The sequence below is a fragment of the Pseudomonas sp. AE27 genome, assembly GCF_037113495.1.
GTDB classification, from domain to species: domain Bacteria; phylum Pseudomonadota; class Gammaproteobacteria; order Pseudomonadales; family Pseudomonadaceae; genus Aquipseudomonas; species Aquipseudomonas palmensis.
In genome coordinates this window covers 4,085,001-4,107,199 of record NZ_CP146966.1, presented here as the reverse complement: position 1 = coordinate 4,107,199, position 22,199 = coordinate 4,085,001, and the positions used below count along the sequence as shown (strand labels likewise).

General features: G+C 65.1%; 22 protein-coding genes (1 of these 22 only partly in view). 10 read left to right on the top strand and 12 right to left on the bottom strand.

Annotated features, from left to right (window positions below):
• Positions 1-35 precede the first annotated feature (35 nt).
• Entirely contained in the window at positions 36-1,313 is a 1,278-nt protein-coding gene (locus tag V9K84_RS18840) for an acetyl-CoA C-acetyltransferase (RefSeq protein WP_043860950.1), read from the top strand.
• Here the strand turns inward: V9K84_RS18840 and V9K84_RS18835 are convergent.
• Entirely contained in the window at positions 1,300-2,316 is a 1,017-nt protein-coding gene (locus V9K84_RS18835; RefSeq protein ID WP_338791952.1) for a bile acid:sodium symporter family protein, read from the bottom strand. The two genes, V9K84_RS18840 and V9K84_RS18835, sit on opposite strands and share 14 nt — an antisense overlap.
• 85 nt (positions 2,317-2,401) lie before the next feature.
• Between V9K84_RS18835 and V9K84_RS18830 the strand changes: the two genes are divergently transcribed.
• Both V9K84_RS18830 and V9K84_RS18825 read left to right on the top strand, forming a co-directional pair.
• Complete coding sequence (locus V9K84_RS18830) at positions 2,402-3,193, top strand: helix-turn-helix transcriptional regulator (RefSeq protein ID WP_088514185.1); 792 nt, start codon at positions 2,402-2,404, stop codon at positions 3,191-3,193.
• A gap of 192 nt (positions 3,194-3,385) precedes the next feature.
• A complete protein-coding gene (locus V9K84_RS18825; protein WP_043860953.1) occupies positions 3,386-4,279 on the top strand; it encodes a PA4780 family RIO1-like protein kinase in 894 nt (297 codons plus the stop codon).
• Between the two features lie 4 nt (positions 4,280-4,283).
• On the opposite strand, the gene cueR is transcribed toward V9K84_RS18825, so the two are convergent.
• From cueR to V9K84_RS18810, 3 genes are read right to left on the bottom strand one after another with little or no spacing between them, the layout of a single operon-like run.
• Positions 4,284-4,685 (bottom strand): Cu(I)-responsive transcriptional regulator, encoded by a 402-nt coding sequence (gene cueR, locus V9K84_RS18820; protein WP_043860954.1) that lies wholly within the window; start codon positions 4,683-4,685, stop codon positions 4,284-4,286.
• On the bottom strand, positions 4,682-7,084 hold the full coding sequence (locus tag V9K84_RS18815) for a heavy metal translocating P-type ATPase (protein WP_058540777.1): 2,403 nt from the start codon (positions 7,082-7,084) through the stop codon (positions 4,682-4,684). The genes cueR and V9K84_RS18815 overlap by 4 nt, the downstream gene beginning before the upstream one ends.
• 54 nt (positions 7,085-7,138) lie before the next feature.
• The gene (locus V9K84_RS18810) at positions 7,139-7,525 is read right to left on the bottom strand and encodes a hypothetical protein (RefSeq protein ID WP_054916634.1); all 387 of its coding nucleotides are present in this window, start codon (positions 7,523-7,525) and stop codon (positions 7,139-7,141) included.
• Positions 7,526-7,661: 136 nt separating this feature from the next.
• On the opposite strand from V9K84_RS18810, the gene V9K84_RS18805 reads away from it, so the two are divergent.
• Both V9K84_RS18805 and V9K84_RS18800 read left to right on the top strand, forming a co-directional pair.
• Complete coding sequence (locus tag V9K84_RS18805; RefSeq protein WP_043860957.1) at positions 7,662-7,862, top strand: cation transporter; 201 nt, start codon at positions 7,662-7,664, stop codon at positions 7,860-7,862.
• Between the two features lie 252 nt (positions 7,863-8,114).
• Positions 8,115-9,296 (top strand): multidrug effflux MFS transporter, encoded by a 1,182-nt coding sequence (locus V9K84_RS18800; protein ID WP_088514186.1) that lies wholly within the window; start codon positions 8,115-8,117, stop codon positions 9,294-9,296.
• Here V9K84_RS18800 and V9K84_RS18795 read toward each other — a convergent pair.
• The gene (locus V9K84_RS18795; protein WP_116052671.1) at positions 9,280-9,444 is read right to left on the bottom strand and encodes a sensor domain-containing protein; all 165 of its coding nucleotides are present in this window, start codon (positions 9,442-9,444) and stop codon (positions 9,280-9,282) included. The genes V9K84_RS18800 and V9K84_RS18795 overlap by 17 nt on opposite strands.
• A 114-nt stretch (positions 9,445-9,558) precedes the next feature.
• A complete protein-coding gene (locus V9K84_RS18790; protein ID WP_088514187.1) occupies positions 9,559-10,572 on the bottom strand; it encodes a zinc-binding alcohol dehydrogenase family protein in 1,014 nt (337 codons plus the stop codon).
• Positions 10,573-10,682: 110 nt separating this feature from the next.
• Here V9K84_RS18790 and V9K84_RS18785 point away from each other — a divergent pair, with 110 nt between their 5' ends.
• Both V9K84_RS18785 and V9K84_RS18780 read left to right on the top strand, forming a co-directional pair.
• The gene (locus tag V9K84_RS18785) at positions 10,683-11,603 is read left to right on the top strand and encodes a LysR family transcriptional regulator (protein ID WP_088514188.1); all 921 of its coding nucleotides are present in this window, start codon (positions 10,683-10,685) and stop codon (positions 11,601-11,603) included.
• 356 nt (positions 11,604-11,959) lie between these two features.
• On the top strand, positions 11,960-12,688 hold the full coding sequence (locus tag V9K84_RS18780) for a helix-turn-helix transcriptional regulator (protein WP_043860961.1): 729 nt from the start codon (positions 11,960-11,962) through the stop codon (positions 12,686-12,688).
• 58 nt (positions 12,689-12,746) lie between these two features.
• On the opposite strand, the gene V9K84_RS18775 is transcribed toward V9K84_RS18780, so the two are convergent.
• Complete coding sequence (locus V9K84_RS18775; protein WP_054916632.1) at positions 12,747-13,700, bottom strand: adenosine deaminase; 954 nt, start codon at positions 13,698-13,700, stop codon at positions 12,747-12,749.
• Between the two features lie 146 nt (positions 13,701-13,846).
• Between V9K84_RS18775 and V9K84_RS18770 the strand changes: the two genes are divergently transcribed.
• Entirely contained in the window at positions 13,847-14,932 is a 1,086-nt protein-coding gene (locus V9K84_RS18770; protein WP_043860963.1) for a calcium:proton antiporter, read from the top strand.
• A 4-nt stretch (positions 14,933-14,936) separates the two neighbouring features.
• Here V9K84_RS18770 and V9K84_RS18765 read toward each other — a convergent pair whose 3' ends face one another.
• From V9K84_RS18765 to V9K84_RS18745, 5 genes are all read right to left on the bottom strand, one after another.
• Positions 14,937-16,292: an 8-oxoguanine deaminase gene (locus tag V9K84_RS18765; RefSeq protein WP_088514189.1), complete on the bottom strand. Its 1,356-nt coding sequence runs from the start codon at positions 16,290-16,292 to the stop codon at positions 14,937-14,939.
• A 115-nt stretch (positions 16,293-16,407) separates the two neighbouring features.
• Positions 16,408-17,094, bottom strand: a complete 687-nt coding sequence (locus V9K84_RS18760; RefSeq protein ID WP_088514190.1) for an SDR family oxidoreductase — start codon at positions 17,092-17,094, stop codon at positions 16,408-16,410.
• A 361-nt stretch (positions 17,095-17,455) separates the two neighbouring features.
• A complete protein-coding gene (locus V9K84_RS18755; protein ID WP_043860966.1) occupies positions 17,456-18,040 on the bottom strand; it encodes a YigZ family protein in 585 nt (194 codons plus the stop codon).
• Positions 18,041-18,049: 9 nt separating this feature from the next.
• Entirely contained in the window at positions 18,050-18,709 is a 660-nt protein-coding gene (locus V9K84_RS18750; RefSeq protein ID WP_043860967.1) for a TetR/AcrR family transcriptional regulator, read from the bottom strand.
• A gap of 100 nt (positions 18,710-18,809) precedes the next feature.
• Positions 18,810-19,727: a LysR family transcriptional regulator gene (locus tag V9K84_RS18745; RefSeq protein WP_043860968.1), complete on the bottom strand. Its 918-nt coding sequence runs from the start codon at positions 19,725-19,727 to the stop codon at positions 18,810-18,812.
• 124 nt (positions 19,728-19,851) lie between these two features.
• Here V9K84_RS18745 and V9K84_RS18740 point away from each other — a divergent pair, with 124 nt between their 5' ends.
• Together V9K84_RS18740 and V9K84_RS18735 are read left to right on the top strand one after the other, a co-directional pair.
• The gene (locus tag V9K84_RS18740) at positions 19,852-21,198 is read left to right on the top strand and encodes an aspartate aminotransferase family protein (RefSeq protein ID WP_043860969.1); all 1,347 of its coding nucleotides are present in this window, start codon (positions 19,852-19,854) and stop codon (positions 21,196-21,198) included.
• 62 nt (positions 21,199-21,260) lie between these two features.
• On the top strand, positions 21,261-22,199 hold the 5' portion of the coding sequence (locus V9K84_RS18735; protein WP_043860970.1) for a CoA-acylating methylmalonate-semialdehyde dehydrogenase. 555 nt of this gene lie beyond the right edge of the window; only the first 939 of its 1,494 coding nucleotides appear in the window; the start codon lies at positions 21,261-21,263; its stop codon lies off the right edge, out of view.

Sequence of the window (22,199 nt, the reverse complement as noted above, 5' to 3'; positions counted from 1 at the left end):
GGGTCTATCCCGTCTCGGAATAAGGAAGTCTGTGCATGCGCGCTTTACGTCGGGTCGCGATCATCGGCGGCAATCGAATCCCGTTCGCCCGCTCCAACGGGCCCTACGCCACGGCCAGCAACCAGGCGATGCTGACTGCGGCAATCGAAGGACTGGTGGAGCGTTTCGGCCTGCATGGCCTGCAACTGGGCGAAGTGGCGGCGGGCGCGGTGCTCAAGCACTCGCGCGACATGAACCTGACCCGCGAATGCGTGCTGGGCTCGCGGCTGTCGCCGCAGACCCCGGCCTATGACCTGCAGCAGGCCTGCGCCACGGGGCTGGAAACCGCGCTGATGGTGGCCAACAAGATCGCCCTGGGGCAGATCGACAGCGGCATTGCCGGCGGTGTGGACACCACCTCCGATGCGCCGATTGCGGTCAACGAGGGGCTGCGCAAGTTGCTGCTGCAGGCCAATCGGGCCAAGACCACGGGCGACAAGCTCAAGGTGTTCCTGCAACTGAGGCCCTGGCACCTCAAGCCCGAGCTGCCGCGCAATGGCGAGCCGCGTACCGGGCTGTCGATGGGCGAGCACTGCGAGCTGATGGCGCAGACCTGGCAGATAGGGCGTGCCGAGCAGGACGAGCTGGCCTTGCGCAGCCACCAGAACCTGGCCCGGGCGTTTGCCGAAGGCTGGCAGGATGACCTGCTCACGCCCTTTCTGGGCCTGACCCGCGATCACAACCTGCGCCCGGACCTGACCCTGGAGAAACTTGCCAGCCTCAAGCCGGTGTTCGAGCGCAGCGCCAAGGGCACGCTGACGGCGGGCAACTCCACGCCACTGACCGATGGCGCTTCGGTGGTACTGCTGGCCAGCGAAGAGTGGGCCCGCGAGCGCGGCCTGCCGATCAAGGCGTATTTTCTCGATGGTCAGAATGCTGCGGTGGATTTCGTCAAAGGCCAGGAGGGGCTGCTGATGGCGCCGGCCTATGCGGTACCTCGACTGCTGGAGCGCAACGGCCTGACCCTGCAGGACTTCGACTTCTACGAGATCCACGAAGCCTTCGCCGCCCAGGTGCTGTGCACGCTGAAGGCCTGGGAAGACGCCGACTACTGCCAGAGCCGGCTGGGCCTGAGCGAGCCGTTGGGTGCCATCGACCGCGACAGGCTCAACGTCAAGGGCAGTTCGCTGGCTGCAGGGCACCCGTTCGCCGCCACCGGCGGGCGCATTCTGGCCAACCTGGCCAAGCTGCTGGACGAGGCCGGCCAGGGCCGCGGGCTGATTTCGATCTGCGCCGCGGGCGGGCAGGGCGTGACCGCGATCATCGAGCGCTGACCAGCGGCGCCTCCTTGGCCAGGGGCGCCGGGCGGTTGGCGTAGTGTTCGGCCATGATCGAGCACACGATCAACTGCAGCGGGTGATAGATCATGATCGGCAGCAGAATCAGCCCCAGCCCGGGATGGGCGCCGAAGATCAATGCGGCCATCGGTGCGCCGGCGGCCAGGGATTTCTTGCTGGCGCAGAACACTGTGGCGATCTCGTCGGCCGGGCTGAACCTGAGCAGCCGCGCGCTGCGGGTGGTCAGCCACAGGATCAGCGCCAGCAGCAACGCGCTGCCCAGAACGGCGGTGAGCAGTACCGAGCCACCCTGCTGCTGCCACAGCCCCGAGATCATCGAGTTGCAGAACGCCGCGTACACCAGTAGCAGGATCACCACCTTGTCCATCACGTTGGTGTAGCGCTTGTGGCGGGCAAAGAAGCGGCCCAGCCACGGGCGCAGCAACTGCCCCAGCACCAGCGGCAGCAGGAGCATGGCGCACAGGTCGAGCAGGGTGGCGCCCAGGTCGATGCCATCGCTGCCGTTGCCCACCACCAGGCTCACCAGCCACGGGGTCAGGAAGATGCCCAGCACGCTGGACAGGCTGGCGTTGAGGATCGCGGCGGGCACGTTGCCGCCGGCGCTGCCGGTCAGCGCCACCGACGAGGAGATGGTCGAGGGCAGGGCGCACAGGTACAGGAAACCCAGCATCAGCAGCGCCGGCACATGGCTGCCCAGCACGCTGTTGCCCAGCCACCACAGCAGCGGGAACACCACGAAGGTGAAGCCCTGCACCATCAGGTGCAGGCGCCAGTTCTTCAGGCCATGGCGGATCTGTTCGCTGGACAGGTTGATGCCGTGCAGGAAGAACACCACGAACACGCCGATGTTGATCACGTATTCGGCCTGCATCGAGCCGCCGCTGGCACCGAAGTGCGGGAACAGCCAGGCGAGGAAGGTGGCGAGAAACATGCCGCACAGAAACCAGTCGGTTACCACGCGCTTGAGGTGAGCTTGCATAGGCGGGCCTGCGAATCATCTTGTAATAACGAAGCGGCAGGCTAACCTGTGGCCATTCTTCCGTCTCGCGACACAAGGCCAAGCGATGCCGAGTAACGGACAAAATCTGCTGCCACGCCCAATCCCGCTGCTCGATGCCCTGCCGCGGCCACTGTATGCGCGTGCCGAAAGCCTGGGGGCCGGCTCGTGGACGCCGCGTCATCGACACGACTGGATACAGTTTTCCTATGCGATCAGCGGGGTGCTGGGGGTGTACACCGCCGAGGGCAGTTTTTTTGCGCCGCCGCAGTGGGGCGTGTGGATACCGGCCGGGGTGGAGCATGAGGTGATTACCTCGACCCGTGCCGAAATGCGCAGCCTGTATGTGCGTCAGGCCGATGCGGCGTGGGCCGGGCCGCGCTGCCGGGTGCTGGAGGTGACGCCGCTGGCCCGTGAGCTGATCAAGCAGTTCTGCCTGTTCCCGGTGGATTACGCCGAAGGCGAGAGCCCCGAGGCACATCTGGTGCAGGTGCTGCTGGAGCAGTTGCAGGGGCTGCCGGAGGTGGGTTTTTCGTTGCCGCTGCCGCAGCACCCGCGCCTGCTCGAGGTGTGCAATGCATTGCTGGCGCACCCGGAGCAGGACGCCGGCCTGGCCTACTGGGCCGAGCGCCTGGGGCGTTCGCAGAAGACCCTGATGCGGTTGTTTCAGCGCGAGACGGGGCTAAGCTTTCGCGGCTGGCGCCAGCGCATGCGCCTGCTGTCGTCGCTGCAGGCGCTGGAGCAGGGGCAGAGCGTGACCCAGGCGGCGCTGGGTTGCGGCTATGAGTCGACGTCGGCGTTCATCGTGGCGTTCAAGGGCTTGTTCGGGGCGACGCCGGGGGAACTGTTCAGGCAGTGAGTGTCTGCCATGTTCGGGAAGCCACGAGGCACTCGGTGCAGGCGGGATTAAATTATTTGGACATTATCGGGTCCACTTCCTTTGAGGGCCTTGTTGTATCGTGAGCGCGCATCTGGCTCATGGCTGTGAGACGATGGCCGGCAACCCGTGATACCCGTGTGTTTGGCAAAACAGGACCCAGAACAAAAGCCGATGAAGACTCCAAAACGCATAGAACCACTGATAGAAGACGGGCTGGTCGATGAAGTCATCCGACCCCTGATGAGTGGCAAGGAAGCCGCGGTGTACGTGGTGCGGTGCGGTACCGAGCTGCGCTGCGCCAAGGTCTACAAAGAGGCCAACAAGCGCAGCTTCCGTCAGGCCGCCGAATACCAGGAGGGCCGCAAGGTGCGCAACAGCCGCCAGGCGCGGGCCATGGCCAAGGGCTCCAAGTATGGGCGCAAGGAGGCCGAGGAGGCCTGGCAGAATGCCGAGGTGGCAGCCCTGTTTCGCCTGGCCAGTGCCGGCGTGCGGGTACCCAAGCCGTTCGACTTTCTCGATGGCGTGCTGTTGATGGAGCTGGTGTCCGATGCCCATGGCGATGCGGCGCCACGCCTGAACGACGTGCACCTGGAGGCCGATCAGGCCCGCGAGTACCACGACTTCGTGATCCGCCAGATCGTGCTGATGCTGTGCACCGGCCTGGTGCATGGCGACCTGTCGGAATTCAACGTGCTGCTCGGCCCTGACGGCCCGGTGATCATCGACCTGCCCCAGGCGGTGGATGCGGCCGGCAACAACCATGCGTTCAGCATGCTCGAGCGCGACGTGGGGAACATGGCCGGGTACTTCGGCCAGTTTGCCCCGGAGCTCAAGGCCACCCGCTATGCCAAGGAAATGTGGGCGTTGTACGAGGCCGGCGAGCTGACTCCGGAAAGCCCGCTGAGCGGGCAGTTCGCGGAGGACGAGCACAGCGCCGATGTCGACGGGGTGATGCGCGAGATCGAAGCGGCGCGCCTGGACGAGGCGCGCCGGCAGGCTGCACGCGCCGAGGCGGAGAACGGCCCGGCCAAGGCCGAGGAACCTCCACCGCCGTGGATGCAGTAACGCGCTAGTGACAGCAGCTGCCGGCTGCCAGGTCCTTGAGGATCGGGCAGTCGGGGCGATCGTCCCCCTGGCAGTGGGCGACCAGCTCGCTCAGCGTATCGCGCAGGCTCACCAGCTCGTCGATGCGCCGGTTCAGGTCAGCGATATGCTCGTTGGCCAGGGCTTTCACGTCGGCGCTGGCGCGCTGGCGGTCCTGCCACAAGGTCAGCAGTTTGGCCACTTCCTCCAATGAAAACCCCAGGTCTCGCGAGCGCTTGATGAATGCCAGCGCGTGCAGGTCGTCCTGCTGGTAGAGGCGGTAGCCACTGTCGCTGCGCGAGGCCGGCTTGAGCAGGCCGATGGACTCGTAGTAGCGGATCATCTTGGCGCTCAGGCCGGTACGTTTGGCGGCTTGTCCGATGTTCATGGGGCATCGTCCTGTGGCGGCGTTTGCGGTTTCCAGGTTTTGAGCAGCAAGGCGTTGCTGACCACGCTGACGCTCGACAGGGCCATGGCCGCACCGGCCAGCACCGGGTTGAGCAGGCCGAAGGCCGCCAGCGGAATACCGATCAGGTTATAGATGAAGGCCCAGAACAGGTTCTGGCGGATCTTGGCGTAGGTCTTGCGGCTGATCTCCAGGGCGGCTGGTACCAGGCGCGGGTCGCCGCGCATCAGGGTGATGCCGGCGGCCTGCATGGCCACATCGGTGCCGCCACCCATGGCGATGCCGATGTCGGCGGCGGCCAGGGCCGGTGCGTCGTTGATGCCGTCACCGACCATCGCTACCACACCCGATTTCTTCAGTTCGAGAACAGTGGCGGCCTTGTCGGCCGGCAGCACCTCGGCGTATACGTCATTGATGCCAAGGGCCTGGGCCACCACCTTGGCGCTACCGCGGTTGTCGCCGGTCAGCAGGTGGCTGCTGATGCCCTGTTGGCTCAGCTGGCGTACGGCGGCGTCTGCGCCAGGTTTGAGGCTGTCGCCGAAGGCGAACAGGCCCAGCACCCGTGGTTGCGCACCGCGCTCGATCAGCCACGACAAGGTGCGCCCCTCGGCCTCCCAGGCCTGGGCGCTGGTGGCGAGTTCACCCGGTTGCAGGCCGCTTTCTTCCAGCAGGCGACGGTTGCCCAGGGCCAGGTCGCGGCCATTGAGGTGGCCGGCGATGCCGCGGCCGGTCAGCGATTGGCTGTCGTCGATGTCGGGTACGGTCAGGCCCTGCTCCTGGCAGGCATCCAGCACCGCCTTGGCCAGCGGGTGTTCGCTGCCGCGTTGCAGGGCGCCGGCCAGTTGCAGCAGTTCGCCTGCCTCGATGCCCTGGGCCTTGCTGTGAACGATGCGCGGGCTGCCGGAAGTGAGGGTGCCGGTCTTGTCGAACACCACGCGGTTGACTGCATGGGCACGCTCCAGCGCTTCGGCGTCCTTGATCAGGATGCCGTGGCGCGCGGCCACGCCGGTACCGGCCATGATCGCGGTGGGTGTGGCCAGGCCCAGGGCACAGGGGCAGGCGATGACCAGCACGGCCACGGCATTGATCAGCGCGGTTTCGATTGGCGCGCCGGCAAGCCACCAGCCGACCAGGGTTGCCAGGGCCAGCACCAGCACGGCTGGCACGAACACCTGGCTGACCCGGTCCACCAGTTTCTGGATGGGGGCCTTGGCGGCCTGGGCGTCTTCGACCAGGCGGATGATGCGCGCCAGCACGGTTTCAGTACCCAGAGCCAGCACACTTACCAGCAGGCGGCCTTCGCCGTTGATGGCGCCGCCGGTCACGCGGTCGCCCGGCTGCTTGGGCACGGGCAGGCTTTCGCCGCTGATCAGGGCTTCGTCGGCATGGCTCTGGCCCTCGATCACCTCACCGTCCACCGGGAAGCGTTCGCCAGGCAGCACGCGCACCAGGTCATGCAGGCGCAGGGCGCTGATGGGTACGTCGCGCTCCTGGCCGTCGATCACCTGCAGGGCGCGCTCAGGGCGCAGAGCTTCTAGGGCGCGGATGGCACTGGCGGTCTGGCGCTTGGCGCGGCTTTCCAGGTACTTACCCAGCAGCACCAGGGCGATGACCACCGCCGAGGCTTCGAAATACAGGTGCGGCATGCTGCCTGCGGTGGCCCGCGCCCATTCGTACAGGCTCAGGCCGTAACCAGCGCTGGTGCCCAGGGCTACCAGCAGGTCCATGTTACCGGCCCCGGCGCGTACCGCCTTCCAGGCCGCGACATAGAAGCGTGCGCCCAGGATGAACTGCACGGGGGTGGCCAGCACGAACTGTGCCCAGGCCGGCAGCATCCAGTGGATGCCGAAGGGCTGCAGCAGCATCGGCAGCACCAGCGGTAGGGCCAGCAGTATGGCCAGGCCGACCGACCAGCGCTCCTTGCGCAGGCGTCGCTCGGCGTCGGCCTGGTCGGCCTTGCCCGCTTGCGGCAGGCTGGCCGTGTAACCTGCCTGGGTCACCGCGTCGATCAGCAGCGCGCTGTCGACCTGCCCCAGCAGCTCGATGTGCGCGCGCTCGTTGGCCAGGTTGACGCTGACCCGCTGTACGCCGGGCACCTTGTTCAAGGCCCGCTCCACGCGCCCGGCACAGCTGGCGCAGGTCATGCCGCCAATCTGCAGTTCGAGGCTCTGGGCGGGCACGCTGTAACCGGCCTGGCTGACGGCGTCGACCAGTGCCGGCAGGGCGTCGGCAGGGGCTTGCACCCGGGCGTGTTCGGTAGCGAGGTTGACGCTGACGTGTTCGGCGCCGGCGACTTTGCGCAGGGCGCGCTCGACACGACCGGCGCAGCTGGCGCAGGTCATGCCTTGAATCGGCAGATCGAAGGTGGTTGATGCGGACATGGGGCTCTCCTCCTTGGACAGGCGCCAAGCATCAACCTTACCCCATTGGCAAGGTCAATAGCCCAGAGCGGCCTTCTTCAGGCTGAGGCCATTGTTGTCCATGACGATGCGGTACTTGTTGACCTGGCCCGCCAGTACGTTGATTCGCGTGCTGCGCTGGTTCTCGATGCCGTTGTTGCAACCCGGTGCCTGCCCGGGAAGCAGGCGCAGGCGCACGTTCACCGGGCCGCCCGGCAGGTTGAACGAGGTGGAGTGTTCCTGGAACAGTCGCGCCGACAGCTGGTCGTTGAGATAGATGCCGATCTCGCAGGACGTGGCGACCTCCAGACGCTCGCGGGAAATGATCAACACGCTGTAGTCCGACGGCCCTTCGGCGCTGGCCAGGGGCACGATGCTGCACAACCCGAGCAAACCGATAAGGCCCAATGCTGCCCTGCCCATGAATGAATCTCCTGCTGATCGTTCGACAAGGGCGCAGCTTGGCCGAGCTTGGCGCGGATTTCCAGTTCGGCATGCACTTGACCTTGCCCCGATGGCAAGCTTGAGACTTCGCTCAAATCCCAAGGAGGTAGTTCCCATGCAAGTATTCACTGTTCAAGGCATGACCTGTGGCCACTGTGTGAAGGCCGTGACCCGTGCGGTACAGAGCCAGGATGCACAGGCCATCGTAGAGGTGGACCTGGCCAGCAAGCAGGTGCGCGTCGACAGTTCGCTGCAGGCGCCGCAGATCGTGCAGGCGATTGTCGATGAGGGTTACAAGGCCGAGCTTGTGGCCTGAACAAGCCGGTAGCCGCTTCGCCTGTAGGAGCCAGCCTTGCTGGCGAACCGGCGCGAAGCGGCTACCGACCCTGCATGGGCGGTGTGTCTGCTGCACTGTGCATTCCGGTGTGCGAGCGCTGCGCGCTCGATTGCCGGCAAGGCCGGCTCCAACAAGGGGCGCACGTGCCAGCGAATTCGGCAAAAGATTCGCGGCTTATCCATGGCAGCCCGGTTAGACTAAGGCACTTGCTTAGCCTGCTATGGATTCCCGATGAACCTGCGCACCATCCTGATCCTCGGCGCACTCAGTGCGTTCGGGCCGTTGGCGATCGATTTCTACTTGCCCGGCTTCCCGGCAATGGCCCTGGCCTTTGCGACCGACGAAAAACACATCCAAACCACTCTGGCGGCCTATTTCCTGGGCCTGTCGCTGGGGCAGCTGGCCTATGGCCCGGTGGCCGACCGCTTCGGTCGACGCATTCCGCTGCTGGTCGGGGTGACCCTGTTTACCCTGGCGTCGCTGGCCTGTGCCTTTGCACCGAGCCTGGACGCCCTGATCGCCGCGCGTTTTGTACAGGCCCTGGGTGGTTGCGCAGGGATGGTGCTGTCGCGGGCCATCGTCAGCGACAAGTGTGATGCAGTGGCTTCGGCCAAGGTGTTCTCGCAACTGATGCTGGTGATGGGCCTGGCGCCGATCCTTGCCCCGATGCTGGGCGGGGTGCTGGTCAACCTGTATGGCTGGCAGTCGATCTTCCTCGCGCTCACCCTGTTCAGCGCCGGCTGTACGCTGGCCGTTGCCCTGGGCCTGCCGGAGAGCCTGCCTTCCAACCAACCACGCCAGCCGCTGTCGGGGGCGTTGCGCCAATACGGGCGCCTGCTCAAGGACCGCGTGTTCATGGGGCATGCACTGACCGGCGGCATCGCGATTGCCGGCATGTTCGCCTATATCGCCGGGTCGCCCTTCGTGTTCATCAAGCTTTACGGGGTGCCGGCCGAACATTACGGCTGGCTGTTCGGCAGCAATGCGGCGGGCTTCATCCTGGTGGCGCAGGTGAATGCGCGATTGCTGGCCAAGCGTGGGCCTGCCTTTTTGCTGGCCCGCACGGTGTGGGTATACCTGGCGGCCGGGCTGGTGCTGCTGGGAATCAGCGCGCTGCATACGCAGGCGCTGTGGCCGTTGCTGGTGCCGCTGTTCGTGTGCATTGCCAGCCTTGGCTGCATCATCCCCAACGCCTCGGCCTGCGCCATGAGCGGGCAGGGTGCCCGCGCCGGCAGTGCCTCGGCGTTGCTGGGGTGCGTGCAGTTCAGCGTGGCGGCGGGTGCGGCTGCCCTGGTGGGAGTGCTGCATGACGGCAGCGCGCTGCCGATGGCGCTGGTCATCAGCCTGTGCGGTGCGGCGGCGGTGGGCGTGGCTATGTTGACCCGACGCCTGCAGCTCAGCCGACCTGCTTGAGCGGGTGCGGGGCCCGCAAGCGTTGTTGCAGGGTGTCGACAAAGGCGCGAGCCTCGGCCTCGCTGCGAAAGCTGACCACATGCTGGTCGAGCTGAACCTGCCACGGGCACCCGGGTTTGCGGGCTGATGCACTGACGATAATCTTCATCGCTGCCTACCTGTGTGGTTGGGTAAATGCAGCAGCATTGTAGCGCCGCGACCGGGCCCCGGCATGACCGGCGTCAGTGTACTGACTGACGGTCATGCCGGGGCCCGGAGGGGCTCAGAACCCTTCCAGCACGATCTTGCCCTTGGCTGCACCGCTTTCGAGCAGCGCATGGGCCCGGCGCAGGTTGGCTGCATTGATCGGGCCGAAATGCTCGCCCAGGGTGGTCTTGAGGGTGCCTGCGTCGATCAGCTCGGCCACGCGGTTGAGCAGCGTGTGCTGCGCCTGCATGTCGGCGGTTTCGAACAGCGAGCGGGTGTACATGAATTCCCAGTGCAGCGACAGGCTCTTGCGCTTGAGCTTGGTCACGTCCAACTGCTTGGGGTCGTCGATCAGCGCCAGCTTGCCCTGCGGGGCGATTGCCTCGACCAGCTGGTCCAGGTGCTGGTCGGTCTGGGTGAGGCTGGCAACGTGGGTAACGCTATCGATACCCTGCGCCTTCAGGGCCTGGGCCAGTGGCTGACGGTGATCGACTACCACATCGGCGCCCAGCTCCCTTACCCAGGCCTGGGTTTCGGGACGTGAAGCGCTGGCGATGACCTTGAGCCCGGTCAGTTGGCTGGCCAGTTGAGTCAGGATCGAACCGACGCCGCCGGCGCCACCGACGATCAGCAGGCTCTGGCCCAGGTCGGCCTTGCCTTCGGCGATCTGCAGGCGTTCGAACAGCAGCTCCCAGGCGGTAATGGCGGTCAGCGGCAATGCGGCGGCTTCGGCGAAACCCAGGGTTCGGGGCATGTGCCCGACGATGCGCTCGTCGACCACGTGCAGCTCGCTGTTGCCCCCGGCGCGGGCGATGGAGCCTGCGTAGTAGACCTTGTCGCCAGGCTGGAACAGGCTGACCTCGCTGCCCACCGCCTTGACCACACCGGCAACGTCCCACCCCAGCACTTTGGCCACGCCGGCCTCGGGTTGCACGTTCTGGCGCACCTTGGTGTCGACCGGGTTGACCGAGATGGCGTGCACCTGCACCAGCAGGTCGCGCGGGCCAGGCTGCGGGGCGGGCAGCTCGATGTCCTGTAGCGCGGCGGGGTCGGCGATCGGCAACGATTGATAGTAGGCAATGGCTTTCATGAAGAGGTCCTTGAGGGGGGAGTGCCGCCATCATCAGTGCTTTCACTTGGGGTTAAAACCCGATAAAACGGCAGATACTTTCAATTTTTTTTTGATAATGAGGCCGACAAGTGCTGCGTACCGATGATCTGCAACTGTTCGTGCGCGCCGCGGAACTGGGCAGCCTGTCGGCCGCTGCGCGCCAGCTCGACCTTTCGCCGGCAGTGGCGAGCGCAGCGCTCAAGCGCCTTGAGGCGCAATTGAAGGTGCGCCTGCTGGCCCGTTCGACGCGCAGTCTGCGTCTGACCGCTGAAGGCGAGGGGTTCCTCAACCACGCCCGGGTAGCCTTGGCCAGCCTCGAGGAGGGACGGCGAGCGTTGGCTCAGGGCCAGGCCGAGGTGAGCGGCGTGCTGCAGTTGTCGGCACCGTCGGATTTCGGACGCAATGTGCTGTTGCCCTGGCTGGACCAGTTGCAGCAGGCGCACCCGTTGCTGAACGTGCGCCTGCTGCTGGGCGATCGCAATGCCGACCTGTTTCGCCAGCCGGTGGATGTGGCGCTGCGCTACGGCACCCCCGAAGACTCGAGCCTGGTGGCGTTGTCCCTGTGCCCCGACAACCGCCGGGTGCTGTGCGCCGCACCTGATTATCTGGCGCGCCATGGCCAACCGGCGACGGTTGCACAGCTGGCCGAGCACAACTGCCTGCTGTACCAGTTGGGTGGCCGTGTGCATGACCAGTGGCGCTTCAGTGACGGGGCCGCGACACAGACGGTGCTGGTGCGTGGCGACCGCTTTTGCGACGACGCCGACGTGGTACGGCGCTGGGCCGTGGCAGGTGTGGGCATTGCCTACAAGTCCTGGCTGGATGTGGCAGCCGATGTGAAGGCCGGGCGCCTCGAAGTGCTGCTGCCCGGGGTGCGGGGTGAAGCTGCGCCGCTGAATCTGCTGTGCACCCACCGGGCGCAGCTCGGCAAGCCGGTACAGCTGCTGCGCGACGAACTCAAGGCCAGATGCCGGCACCTGCTGGAGCCGCTGCTGGCGATGACCGGCTAGGCAGGGCCGGCTGTCGGGCGCTGGATCAGGGTCATACATTTCATTTTAGGTTGAATGACTTGTTTACCTTGGATGTAGGGCGTTGCGCGCTCATCGGCCCTTGAGCGCAACCCTCGCTCTGCAGGGAAAGCCGCCCCCATGCGGCTGTGGTGTCAGGGGCGGAAGGCCCGCCACCCGAAAGTGACCTTTGCAGAAGGCCACATGGTTGCCCAAAACGGGCAATTTTGCCGGAGATAGAGGCCGTTTAAGTGCTTACAGGCCGGCATATACTTGCCCCCGCAGTCGTTACCAGCAAGAGACGTTTCCATTGCAGGGGCGGGCAAGTTACGTCTTCGGAATCCGCAGGGAGTGCAGATATGAAACCTGTAGCAAGTATCAGTGTGATCGCCAGCCTGCTGGCTGACCCCAAGCGCAGCGCCATGCTGTGGGCCTTGATCGACGGTCTGGCCCGCCCCTCCGACGAGTTGGCCAGGATGACCGGCCTGACACCTTCTTCCACCTGCGCTCACCTTGGGCGCCTGCTGGCAGGGGGGTTGCTGAAGATAGAGGCGCGCGGGCGCAAACGGTATTTTCGGCTGGCAGCCCCGGAGGTGGGCGCCGCTGTGGAGGCGCTGGCCAGTGTGCCGGTGCGCGAGCATTTTCGTCAGGGCGTGCGTGTCAGCCGGGAGGCGCCGGGGATCCCGCTGGCGATGCGCCGCGCACGCTTGTGCCGTGACCACCTGGGCGGTGAGCTGGCGGCCGACCTTTACCAGCGCTTGCAGGAGGCCAAGTGGCTGGAGCTCTGCGACCGCCAGTTGGAGGTCAGCTCGCTGGGGCGCCTGCACTTTGCCGACTTTGGCATCTTCGTCGAGGCATTGGCACTGCGCGAGGGCAGAGCCTGCAGCGCGTGCAGTTGCTGCAGCGAGTGGAGCGAGCAGCGCCCGCACCTGGGCGGGGCTCTGGGCAGCAGCCTGCTCAGGCTTTTCGTGCAGTCGGGCTGGGTGCGCATGAACGGTGACTCGCGCGCCTTGCACGTCACCCCCGCCGGGTTGCGTGAAATCCCGCTGATTGCACAGTCGCCCATGCCGTTGGCGGTGGGGGAGTAGCCGCAGGTGGCGGGCAAGGCCGACCCACCGGTGATGGGTCGACCTGACCGCGCAGAGGTCAGGGCTTGAGCAGGCGCGCATCCAGGCTGTTCTGCGCCAGACGCCTGGCCTGGTCCTGGGTCATGCCGAGGTGGGTATGCAGGGCATGGAAGTTCTCGGTCACGTAGCCACCGAAATAGGCTGGGTCGTCCGAGTTCACCGTGACCTTCACGCCACGCTCGAGCATCTCGAGGATGTTGTGTTCGCGCATGTGGTCGAACACGCACAGCTTGGTGTTGGACAGAGGGCAGACGGTCAGCGGGATCTGTTCGTCGATGATGCGCTGCATCAGGCGCTCGTCCTCGATGGCGCGCACGCCGTGGTCGATACGCTGGATCTTGAGCAGGTCCAGGGCTTCCCAGATGTACTCGGGCGGGCCTTCCTCGCCGGCGTGCGCGACCGTCAGGAAGCCTTCGCTACGGGCGCGGTCGAACACGCGCTGGAACTTGCTGGGCGGGTGGCCTTGCTCCGAGCTGTCCAGCCCCACGGCGATGAAGGCATCGCGAAAGGGCAGGGCCTGATCGAGGGTGGCGTGGGCTTCATCTTCGCTCAGGTGGCGCAGGAAGCTCAGGATCAGGCCACTGCTGATGCCCAGCTTGCGCTGGCCATCCTTGAGGGCTGCGCTGATGCCGGCCAGTACCACCTCGAACGGGATGCCCCGGTCGGTATGGGTCTGGGGGTCGAAGAACGGTTCGGTGTGGATCACGTTCTGTGCCTTGCAGCGCAGCAGGTAGGCCCAGGTAAGATCGTAGAAGTCCTGCTCGGTGCGCAGCACGTCGGCGCCCTGGTAGTACAGGTCGAGGAACTCCTGCAGGTTGTTGAACGCATAGGCCGCGCGCAGGGCCTCCACATCGTTCCAGGGCAGGGCGATGCCATTGCGTTCGGCCAGAGCGAACAGCAGTTCGGGCTCGAGCGATCCCTCCAGGTGCAGGTGCAATTCTGCCTTGGGCAGCGCGTTAAGCCAGTCGTACATAGCGTGTTCTCATCAAGGTGCGGTTGCGCGCCATTCTACAGCGGTTGACGAGGGGCGGCGCGAAACCTGGCCGGATGGTCCGGCAGCAGGAAACCTTCCACAGCAGCTACAGTCTCTAGCCACACCCCTTCTGTTCAAGGCCGCCGATGCTCAAGCTACTGACCCAGGAAAAGCTCTTGCTGCTGGCCGTGGTGACCGCCCTGTTGGCCTGGCCATTGGAGCCGTTGTTGCTGGGGCACGGCCATGGCGTGGCGTTGTTGGCCGGGTTCGCGCTGGTGGGGGCGATCGTGTGCGCCTCGATGCGGGTTGCACAGCATGCCGAGCTGCTGGCGGAAAAGGTCGGCGACCCCTACGGCACCATGATCCTGACCCTGTCGGCGGTCTTGGTGGAGGTGGTGATCCTGGCCATCATGATGAGCAATGAGGCCTCGCCGACGCTGGTGCGCGATACCATCTACTCGGCGGTGATGCTCGATATCAACGGGATCCTGGGCCTGGCCGCGTTGATGGGCGGGCTCAAGCACGGCGAACAGAGCTACAACGACGATTCGGCACGCACCTACAGCGTGATGATCATGACCGCGATGGGCGTGTCGATGGTGGTGCCCGAGTTCATCCCCGAAGCCCAGTGGCATCTGTATTCGGCCTTCACCATCGGCGCGATGGTGGTGCTGTATACGCTGTTTCTGCGCATGCAGGTGGGGCCGCACAGCTACTTTTTCAGCTACAGCTACCCGCAGAAGAAACGCCGCGACCCGGTGGCAGGGACGCCGGGCGGCCACAAGGCGCGATCGATCGCGATTCTGATTTCGGGGGTGGTGGTGATCGGCCTGCTGGCCGAAGTCATGTCCAAGACCCTGGACTATGGCCTGGAGGGCAGCGGAGCACCGCCGGTACTGACGGCAATCGTGGTGGCGGCCATCTCTGCCGCGCCGGAGATTCTCACCGCATTGCGCGCGGCGCTGGCCAACCGCATGCAATCGGTGGTCAACATCGCCCTGGGGGCCTCGCTGTCGACGGTGATCCTCACCGTGCCGCTGATGGAGGCCATGGCCCTGTACACCGGTCAGCCGTTCCAGATGGCCATGACCCCGGTGCAGACGGTGATGATCTTCATCACGCTGATCGTCAGCGCCATCAACCTGAACGATGGCGAAACCAACGCGATCGAGGGCATGACCCACTTCGTGCTGTTCGCCACGTTCATCATGCTGGCGCTGCTGGGCCTGTAGCTGCCTAGCCGGCGATCAGTTGCGCGGCGGCCTGGCGGTGATCGGCGATCAGGCCCTTCACGTCCAGCCCTTCGATCTGGCCATCGATCACTCGCCACCGGCCGCCGACCATCACCCGGTCGGCTCGGTCGGCACCGCACAGCAGCAGAGCGGAGAGCGGATCATGGCTGCCGGAAAAACGCAGTTCATCCAGCTTGAACAGGGCCAGGTCGGCCTGCTTGCCCACGGCCAGCTCGCCGATGTCGTCGCGCCCCAGCAGTTGCGCCGAACCTCGTGTGGCCCAGCCCAGCACGCGCTCGGGGGTGATGGCCTCGGCACCGTAGCGCAGGCGCTGCAGGTACAGGGCCTGGCGGGTTTCGAGGATCATGTTGGACGCATCGTTGGAGGCCGAGCCATCCACACCCAGGCCCACTGGCGCACCCGCGTCGGTCAGATCCACGGTGGGGCAGATGCCCGATGCCAGGCGCATGTTGGAGCTGGGGCAATGGCAGATGCCGGTGCCGGCAGCGCCCAGGCGGGCAATCTCGTCGGGGTTGAAGTGGATGCCGTGGGCCAGCCAGGTGCGCGGGCCGAGCCAGCCGACACTGTCCAGATAGTCGACGGTACGCAGGCCAAAGCGCTGCAGGCAGAAGTCCTCCTCGTCGAGGGTTTCGGCCAGGTGCGTGTGCAGGCGCACGTCCAGCTCTTGGGCCAGGGTCGCGCTGGCGCGCATGATTTCGGGCGTGACCGAGAACGGTGAGCAGGGGGCCAGGGCGATCTGGATCTGCGCGCCCGCGTCACGCTCGTGGTAACTGTGGATAAGTCGTTGGCTGTCGGCCAGGATCACCTCGCCCTGCTGCACCGTCTGCTGCGGTGGCAGGCCACCATCGGCTTCACCCAGGCTCATGGAACCGCGGGTGAGCATGGCGCGCATGCCGAGTTTGCGCACACTCTCCACTTGTACGTCGATGGCGTTTTCCAGGCCGTCGGGGAACAGGTAGTGGTGGTCGGCTGCGGTGGTGCAGCCCGACAGCAGCAGTTCGGCCAGGGCTACCTGGGTCGCCAGCTCCAGCTTGGCCGGGGTGAGCCGGGCCCACACCGGGTACAGCGTCTTGAGCCAGGGGAACAGCGGCTGGTTGACCACCGGAGCCCAGGCACGGGTAAGGGTCTGGTAGAAGTGGTGATGGGTGTTGATCAGGCCTGGCAGTACCACGTGCTCACGGGCATCGAAGGTTTGCTGGCAAGGTGTGGTGGGGGTTTGGCCGAGGCCGAGGACTTCGCGGATGATGCCGCCTTCGAGCACCAGGCCGCCACGGGCGTCGAGGGTGTTGGCGGTAAAGATGGCAAGCGGGTTTTTCAACCAGATACGGGTCGCAGGCATGGTGCCGGCTCCTCTGAAAGTGGGTTCAGGTTAGCCAGCTCAGTGTTGCCCTGTCTGCTGATCCAGGTCCGCCGCGGTGGGCGAAGGGCCGAGTCTACACCCACCGCGCGTCAGATCACCAGATCAGTTTTTCGCCCTTGTAGTTGATGAAATGCAGGCCACCCTTGCCGCTGTTGAGGGTGACCTGTTCAACCATCCCGCCGGTGCTGGTAGGCACGTCGATTTCAGCGCCTTCGCCGCCCATGTCGGTCTGGACCCAGCCCGGGTGCATGGCCAGCACGGTCAGGCCGGTGTCGCCCAGCTGCACGACGAAGCTGTTGATCATGGAATTGAGCGCAGCCTTGCTGGCCTTGTACAGGGCCAGGTCGGGCGCGTCGGGGATGCTCACGCTGCCCAGCACCGAGCTCATGAAGGCGATCACCCCACCCTTGTCGTTGAGCTGCGGGCTCAAGCGCTGCGCCACGCGAATCGGCGCGACGCCGTTGGTCATGAACAGTTCGCCGATATCCGCCAGTTGTACCCGCTCCGGGTTCTGGTCATCAGGGCCCTTGACCCCCGCATTGACGAACAGCAGGTCGAAGGTCTGACCCTTGAGGCGCGCCTGCAGTGCATCGAGCTGATCGGTGCTGTTCATTTCCAGGGTCTCGACCTGTACGCCGGGCACCGCGGCCAGCGCAGGGGCCCTGGCAGGGTCCCGAACGGTGGCGGTCACGTTCCAGCCCTGCTCGCGCAGGCGCTGCACAAGGCCAAGGCCCAGGCCACGGGATGCGCCAATGATCAGTGCGGTTTTGGGGGCGGTCATGGAATAACTCCGTACAGGTGGGCAGAGGATACGCAGCGTAGCACGGCCTGGAGGCTGCTCATAAAATGATCAATCGGCGCCGAGCATTGGCCGGCAGGCCTTTGGCGCAGGCGCTCACGGTTTATCCACAGCCTGCTCCACAGTATTTGTGTGCAAGCGCCAGGCACGGTTTTGTGGCCATGGAGCCGGCCCTCGAGGGCACCTGGCTGGGGATAAGTCACTGATTCGACGCCGCTTGATGGCCTGTCATCAAATCTTGATCAAAATATGATCGTTTCTCTGCGAGCCTTGATCCAGAAGGGCTGCAGCCGAGTGCTAAGAGGTTATCCACAGCCGGGCCCACAGTGGATGTGGGCAAGTGTCAGCGCCGTTCGAGCAGAATGCGCCCGCGGCTCAGGTCGGCCAGTTGTCGTTGCACCGGTTCGATCTGCTCCTCGCCAAGCGCCAGCAACAGGTCGACACCGTTGGCGGTGAACTGCTCGTCCATTACCAGGCCGTCGGCTTCGGCGACGCGTAGCTTGAGCAGGGCCAGTTCGCTGAATGCGCAACTGCAGTGCAGCTCGACACGGCTTACCAGCAGGCGCTTTTCGGCCTGTTGCAGGCACTTGTTGGCGCCACCGCCATAGGCCCGGGCCAGGCCACCGGTGCCCAGCTGAATGCCGCCGTACCAGCGAATCACCAGCACCACTACCTGGTCGCAGTCCTGCGCCTCGATGGCCGCCAGGATCGGGCGCCCGGCCGTACCGCCGGGTTCGCCGTCGTCGCTGCTGCGGTACTGCGCCCCCAGTTTCCAGGCCCAGCAGTTGTGGGTGGCGGCCAGGTCGCTGTGCCGTTCGATGAAGGCCTGGGCCTCGGCCGGGCTGCTGATGGGGCCGGCCAGGGTGATGAAGCGGCTCTTGCGGATCTCTTCGCGAAACTCGCAAGTGTCCAACAGGGTAAAAGGCATAAGCAGGGTTCAGTTCGGTGGGGTCAGGCCACAGCCTTTGAGGATGATGTGGATAAGGTTGTTGCTGGCGTCTTCCATGTCCTGCTTGGTCAGGCGGCTGCGGCCGGTTACCTGGCAGATCTGTGTGGAGAAGTCGGCATAGTGCTGGGTGCTGCCCCAGAGCAGGAAGATCAGGTGTACCGGGTCGAGGCGGTCCATCTTGCCGGCATTCATCCAGCTTTCGAACACGGCGGCCCGGCCCTTGAACCAGTCGCGGTAGTCCTGGCTGAAGTAGTCGGTCAGGCACTGGCCGCCGCTGATGATCTCCATGGCGAAGATCCGCGAGGCCTGCGGGTTGCGCCGCGAGAATTCCATCTTGGCGCGAATGTAGCGGCTCAGCGCCTCGGCCGGGTCGTCGTCGGCACTCAGGGTATTGAAGGTGCTGTCCCACAACTCGATGATGTTGCTCAGCACCGCCACGTACAGGCCCAGCTTGTTGGTGAAGTAATAGTGCAGGTTGGCCTTGGGCAGCCCGGCGTTCAGCGCGATGGTGTTCATGCTGGTGCCCTTGAAGCCGTGACGGGCGAACTCGTCTTCGGCAGCCTGGATGATGGCCTGCTCGTTCTTCTGGCGGATACGGCCGGCAGGCCTGGCAGCCTGGAGGCGGTGTGCGGGGACTTCGAAGGTCATGGGCGATTCCGGACAGAGCGGGGTAGTGTGGCACATGCACTGATAACCCAGCCGTGGCAGGCGGGCAAGCGCTCATCGGCGAAAAAGCCTATAAACCGCATCAGCGGGTGGCCGCCAGACTGTCCAGGAAGCTCTCGAGCACCAGGTGCGGGCGCCGTCCCTTGCGGGTAACCCAGCACAGGCTCAGGTCATAGAAGCGTTCGTCGGGTTTGAGGGCGCGCAGGCGCCCCTGCTGTACCCAGGCGTTGGCGTAGTGGTCGGGCAGGTAGCCGATGTAGCGCCCGGTAAGAATCAGGAACGCCATGCCTTCGCGGTCCGAGGCGCTGGCGGTGCAGTGCAGGTCCTGATACTGGGCCTGGATCTCGGCCGGCAGGCGGAAGGTGGGGGCGATCGCGTCCTGGCTGTTGAGGCGGTCGTCGTCCAGCTGGCGGTCATCGGCATAGAACAGCGGGTGCCCGACCGCGCAATAGAGCAGTGAGCGCTCACTGTACAGTGGCTGGTACTCGAGCCCCGACAGCGGGCTGGTCTGGGGGACCACGCCGACGTGCAGGCTGCCGTCGAGCACGCCCTGTTCGACCTGGCTGGGAGCGATCATGCGGATCTGAATGCGTACCTCTGGCCCCCGGTCCTTGAGCTGCGCCAGGGCATGGGTGATGCGCATGTGCGGCAGGGTCACCAGGTTGTCGGTGAGGCCGATGTTCAGCTCGCCGCGCAAGTGCTGGTGCAGGCCGTTGACCTCGGTGCGAAAGCTTTCCAGCGCGCCGAGCAGTTGCAGGGCGCTCTGGTACACCTCGCGGCCCTCTTCGGTCAGCGAGAACCCGGCACGGCCGCGCTGACACAGGCGCAGGCCCAGGCGTTGCTCCAGGTCGCTCATCTGCTGGCTGATGGCCGAGCGGCCGATGCCCAGCACGTTCTCGGCTGCGGAGAAGCCGCCGCATTCCACCACGCTGCGGTAGATTTTCAACAGACGGATGTCGAAATCACTGACCTGCGCAAGCGGCTCCGGGCGACGGCTCATAGTTTAGTGTCCAGCTAACTGAAGATTAGAAAAGTAGGCTTTTTCAGACTTTATCCCCGTGACAACTTAGCTGCAACAACGTTTGCCTCCCTCATGTTGCTCATTGCCTTGCGAGGTTTGTCCCATGAATCTGCCTGAAAACGCTCCCCTCGGCCTTGCCAGCCAGCTCAAGCTGGATGCGCACTGGATGCCCTATACCGCCAACCGCAACTTTCAGCGCGACCCGCGCCTGATCGTCGCCGCCGAAGGCAGCTACCTGACGGATGACAAGGGGCGCAAGATCTATGATGCGCTGTCGGGGCTGTGGACCTGCGGCGCCGGGCATACCCGCAAGCAGATTCAGGAAGCGGTGTCGCGTCAGCTGGGTGTGCTGGATTATTCGCCGGCCTTCCAGTTCGGCCACCCGCTGTCGTTCCAGCTGGCCGAGAAGATCACCGACCTGACCCCGGGCAACCTGAACCACGTCTTCTATACCAACTCCGGTTCCGAATGCGCCGATACCGCGCTGAAGATGGTGCGTGCCTACTGGCGCCTCAAAGGCCAGGCGACCAAGACCAAGCTGATCGGCCGTGCCCGTGGCTACCACGGCGTGAACATCGCCGGCACCAGCCTGGGCGGCGTCAACGGCAACCGCAAGATGTTCGGCCAGTTGCTGGATGTGGACCATATCCCGCACACCCTGCTGCCGGGCAACGCATTCAGCAAGGGGATGCCGGAGGAGGGCGGTATCGCCCTGGCCGACGAGATGCTCAAGCTGATCGAGCTGCACGATGCGTCGAACATCGCGGCACTGATCGTCGAGCCGCTGGCCGGCTCCGCCGGTGTACTGCCACCGCCCAAGGGCTACCTCAAGCGCCTGCGCGAGATCTGCGACCAGCACAACATTCTGCTGATCTTCGACGAAGTGATCACCGGTTTTGGCCGTATGGGTGCCATGTTCGGTGCCGACGCCTTTGGTGTGACGCCCGACCTGATGTGTATCGCCAAGCAGGTTACCAACGGCGCCATCCCGATGGGCGCGGTGATCGCCAGCAGCGAGATCTACCAGACCTTCATGAACCAGCCGACCCCGGAATACGCGGTCGAATTCCCGCACGGCTACACCTACTCCGCGCACCCGGTTGCCTGCGCTGCCGGCCTGGCTGCACTCGACCTGCTGGAGAAGGAGAACCTGGTGCAGTCGGCTGCCGACCTGGCACCGCATTTCGAACGTGTGCTGCACGGAGTCAAGGGCGCGAAGAACATCGTCGACATTCGCAACTACGGCCTGGCCGGTGCCATCCAGATTGCCGCGCGGGACGGGGATGCCATCGTGCGTCCGTTCGAGATCGCCATGAAGCTGTGGAACGCCGGCTTCTATGTTCGCTACGGCGGCGACACCCTGCAGTTCGGCCCGACTTTCAACACCACCCCGCAAGAGCTGGATCGCCTGTTCGATGCGGTGGGCGAAGCGATCAACCAGGTCGGCTGATCCCTTTCTTTATATAAGCAGGCGCGCGGTGCCGCGCCTGAACCCCCTTTCTGGAGTTCTGCATGAGCATTGTTCAGCATCTGATCCACGGTGAAATGGTTTCCAGCGGTGAGCGCACCGCCGATGTGTTCAACCCGTCCACCGGCCAGGCGGTACGCAAGGTGGCGCTGGCCAGCCGGGAAACCGTGCAGCAGGCCATCGATTCGGCCAAGTCGGCATTCCCGGCCTGGCGCAATACCCCGCCGGCCAAGCGGGCCCAGGTGATGTTTCGCTTCAAGCAACTGCTTGAGCAGAACGAGTCGCGCATTGCGCAGATGATCAGCGAAGAGCATGGCAAGACCCTCGAGGATGCGGCGGGTGAACTCAAGCGCGGTATCGAGAACGTCGAGTTCGCCTGCGCTGCCCCCGAAGTGCTCAAAGGCGAATACAGCCGCAACGTGGGCCCGAACATCGATGCATGGTCCGACTTCCAGCCGCTGGGCATCGTTGCGGGGATCACCCCGTTCAACTTCCCGGCCATGGTGCCGCTGTGGATGTACCCGCTGGCGATTGCCTGTGGCAACTGCTTCATTCTCAAACCGTCCGAGCGCGATCCGAGCTCGTCGCTGTTCATTGCCCAGCTGTTGCTGGAAGCCGGCTTGCCCAAGGGCGTGCTGAACGTGGTGCATGGCGACAAGGTGGCGGTGGACGCGCTGATCGAAGCCCCAGAGGTCAAGGCGCTGAGCTTTGTGGGCTCCACGCCGATTGCCGAGTACATCTATGCCGAGGGCACTCGTCGTGGCAAGCGTGTGCAGGCGCTGGGTGGTGCGAAGAACCACGCGGTGCTGATGCCCGATGCCGACCTGGACAACGCGGTCAGCGCACTGATGGGCGCGGCGTACGGTTCGTGCGGTGAGCGCTGCATGGCAATCTCGGTAGCGGTGTGCGTGGGTGACCAGGTGGCCGATGCACTGGTGGCCAAGCTGGTGCCGCAGATCAAGGCGCTGAAGATCGGTGCCGGT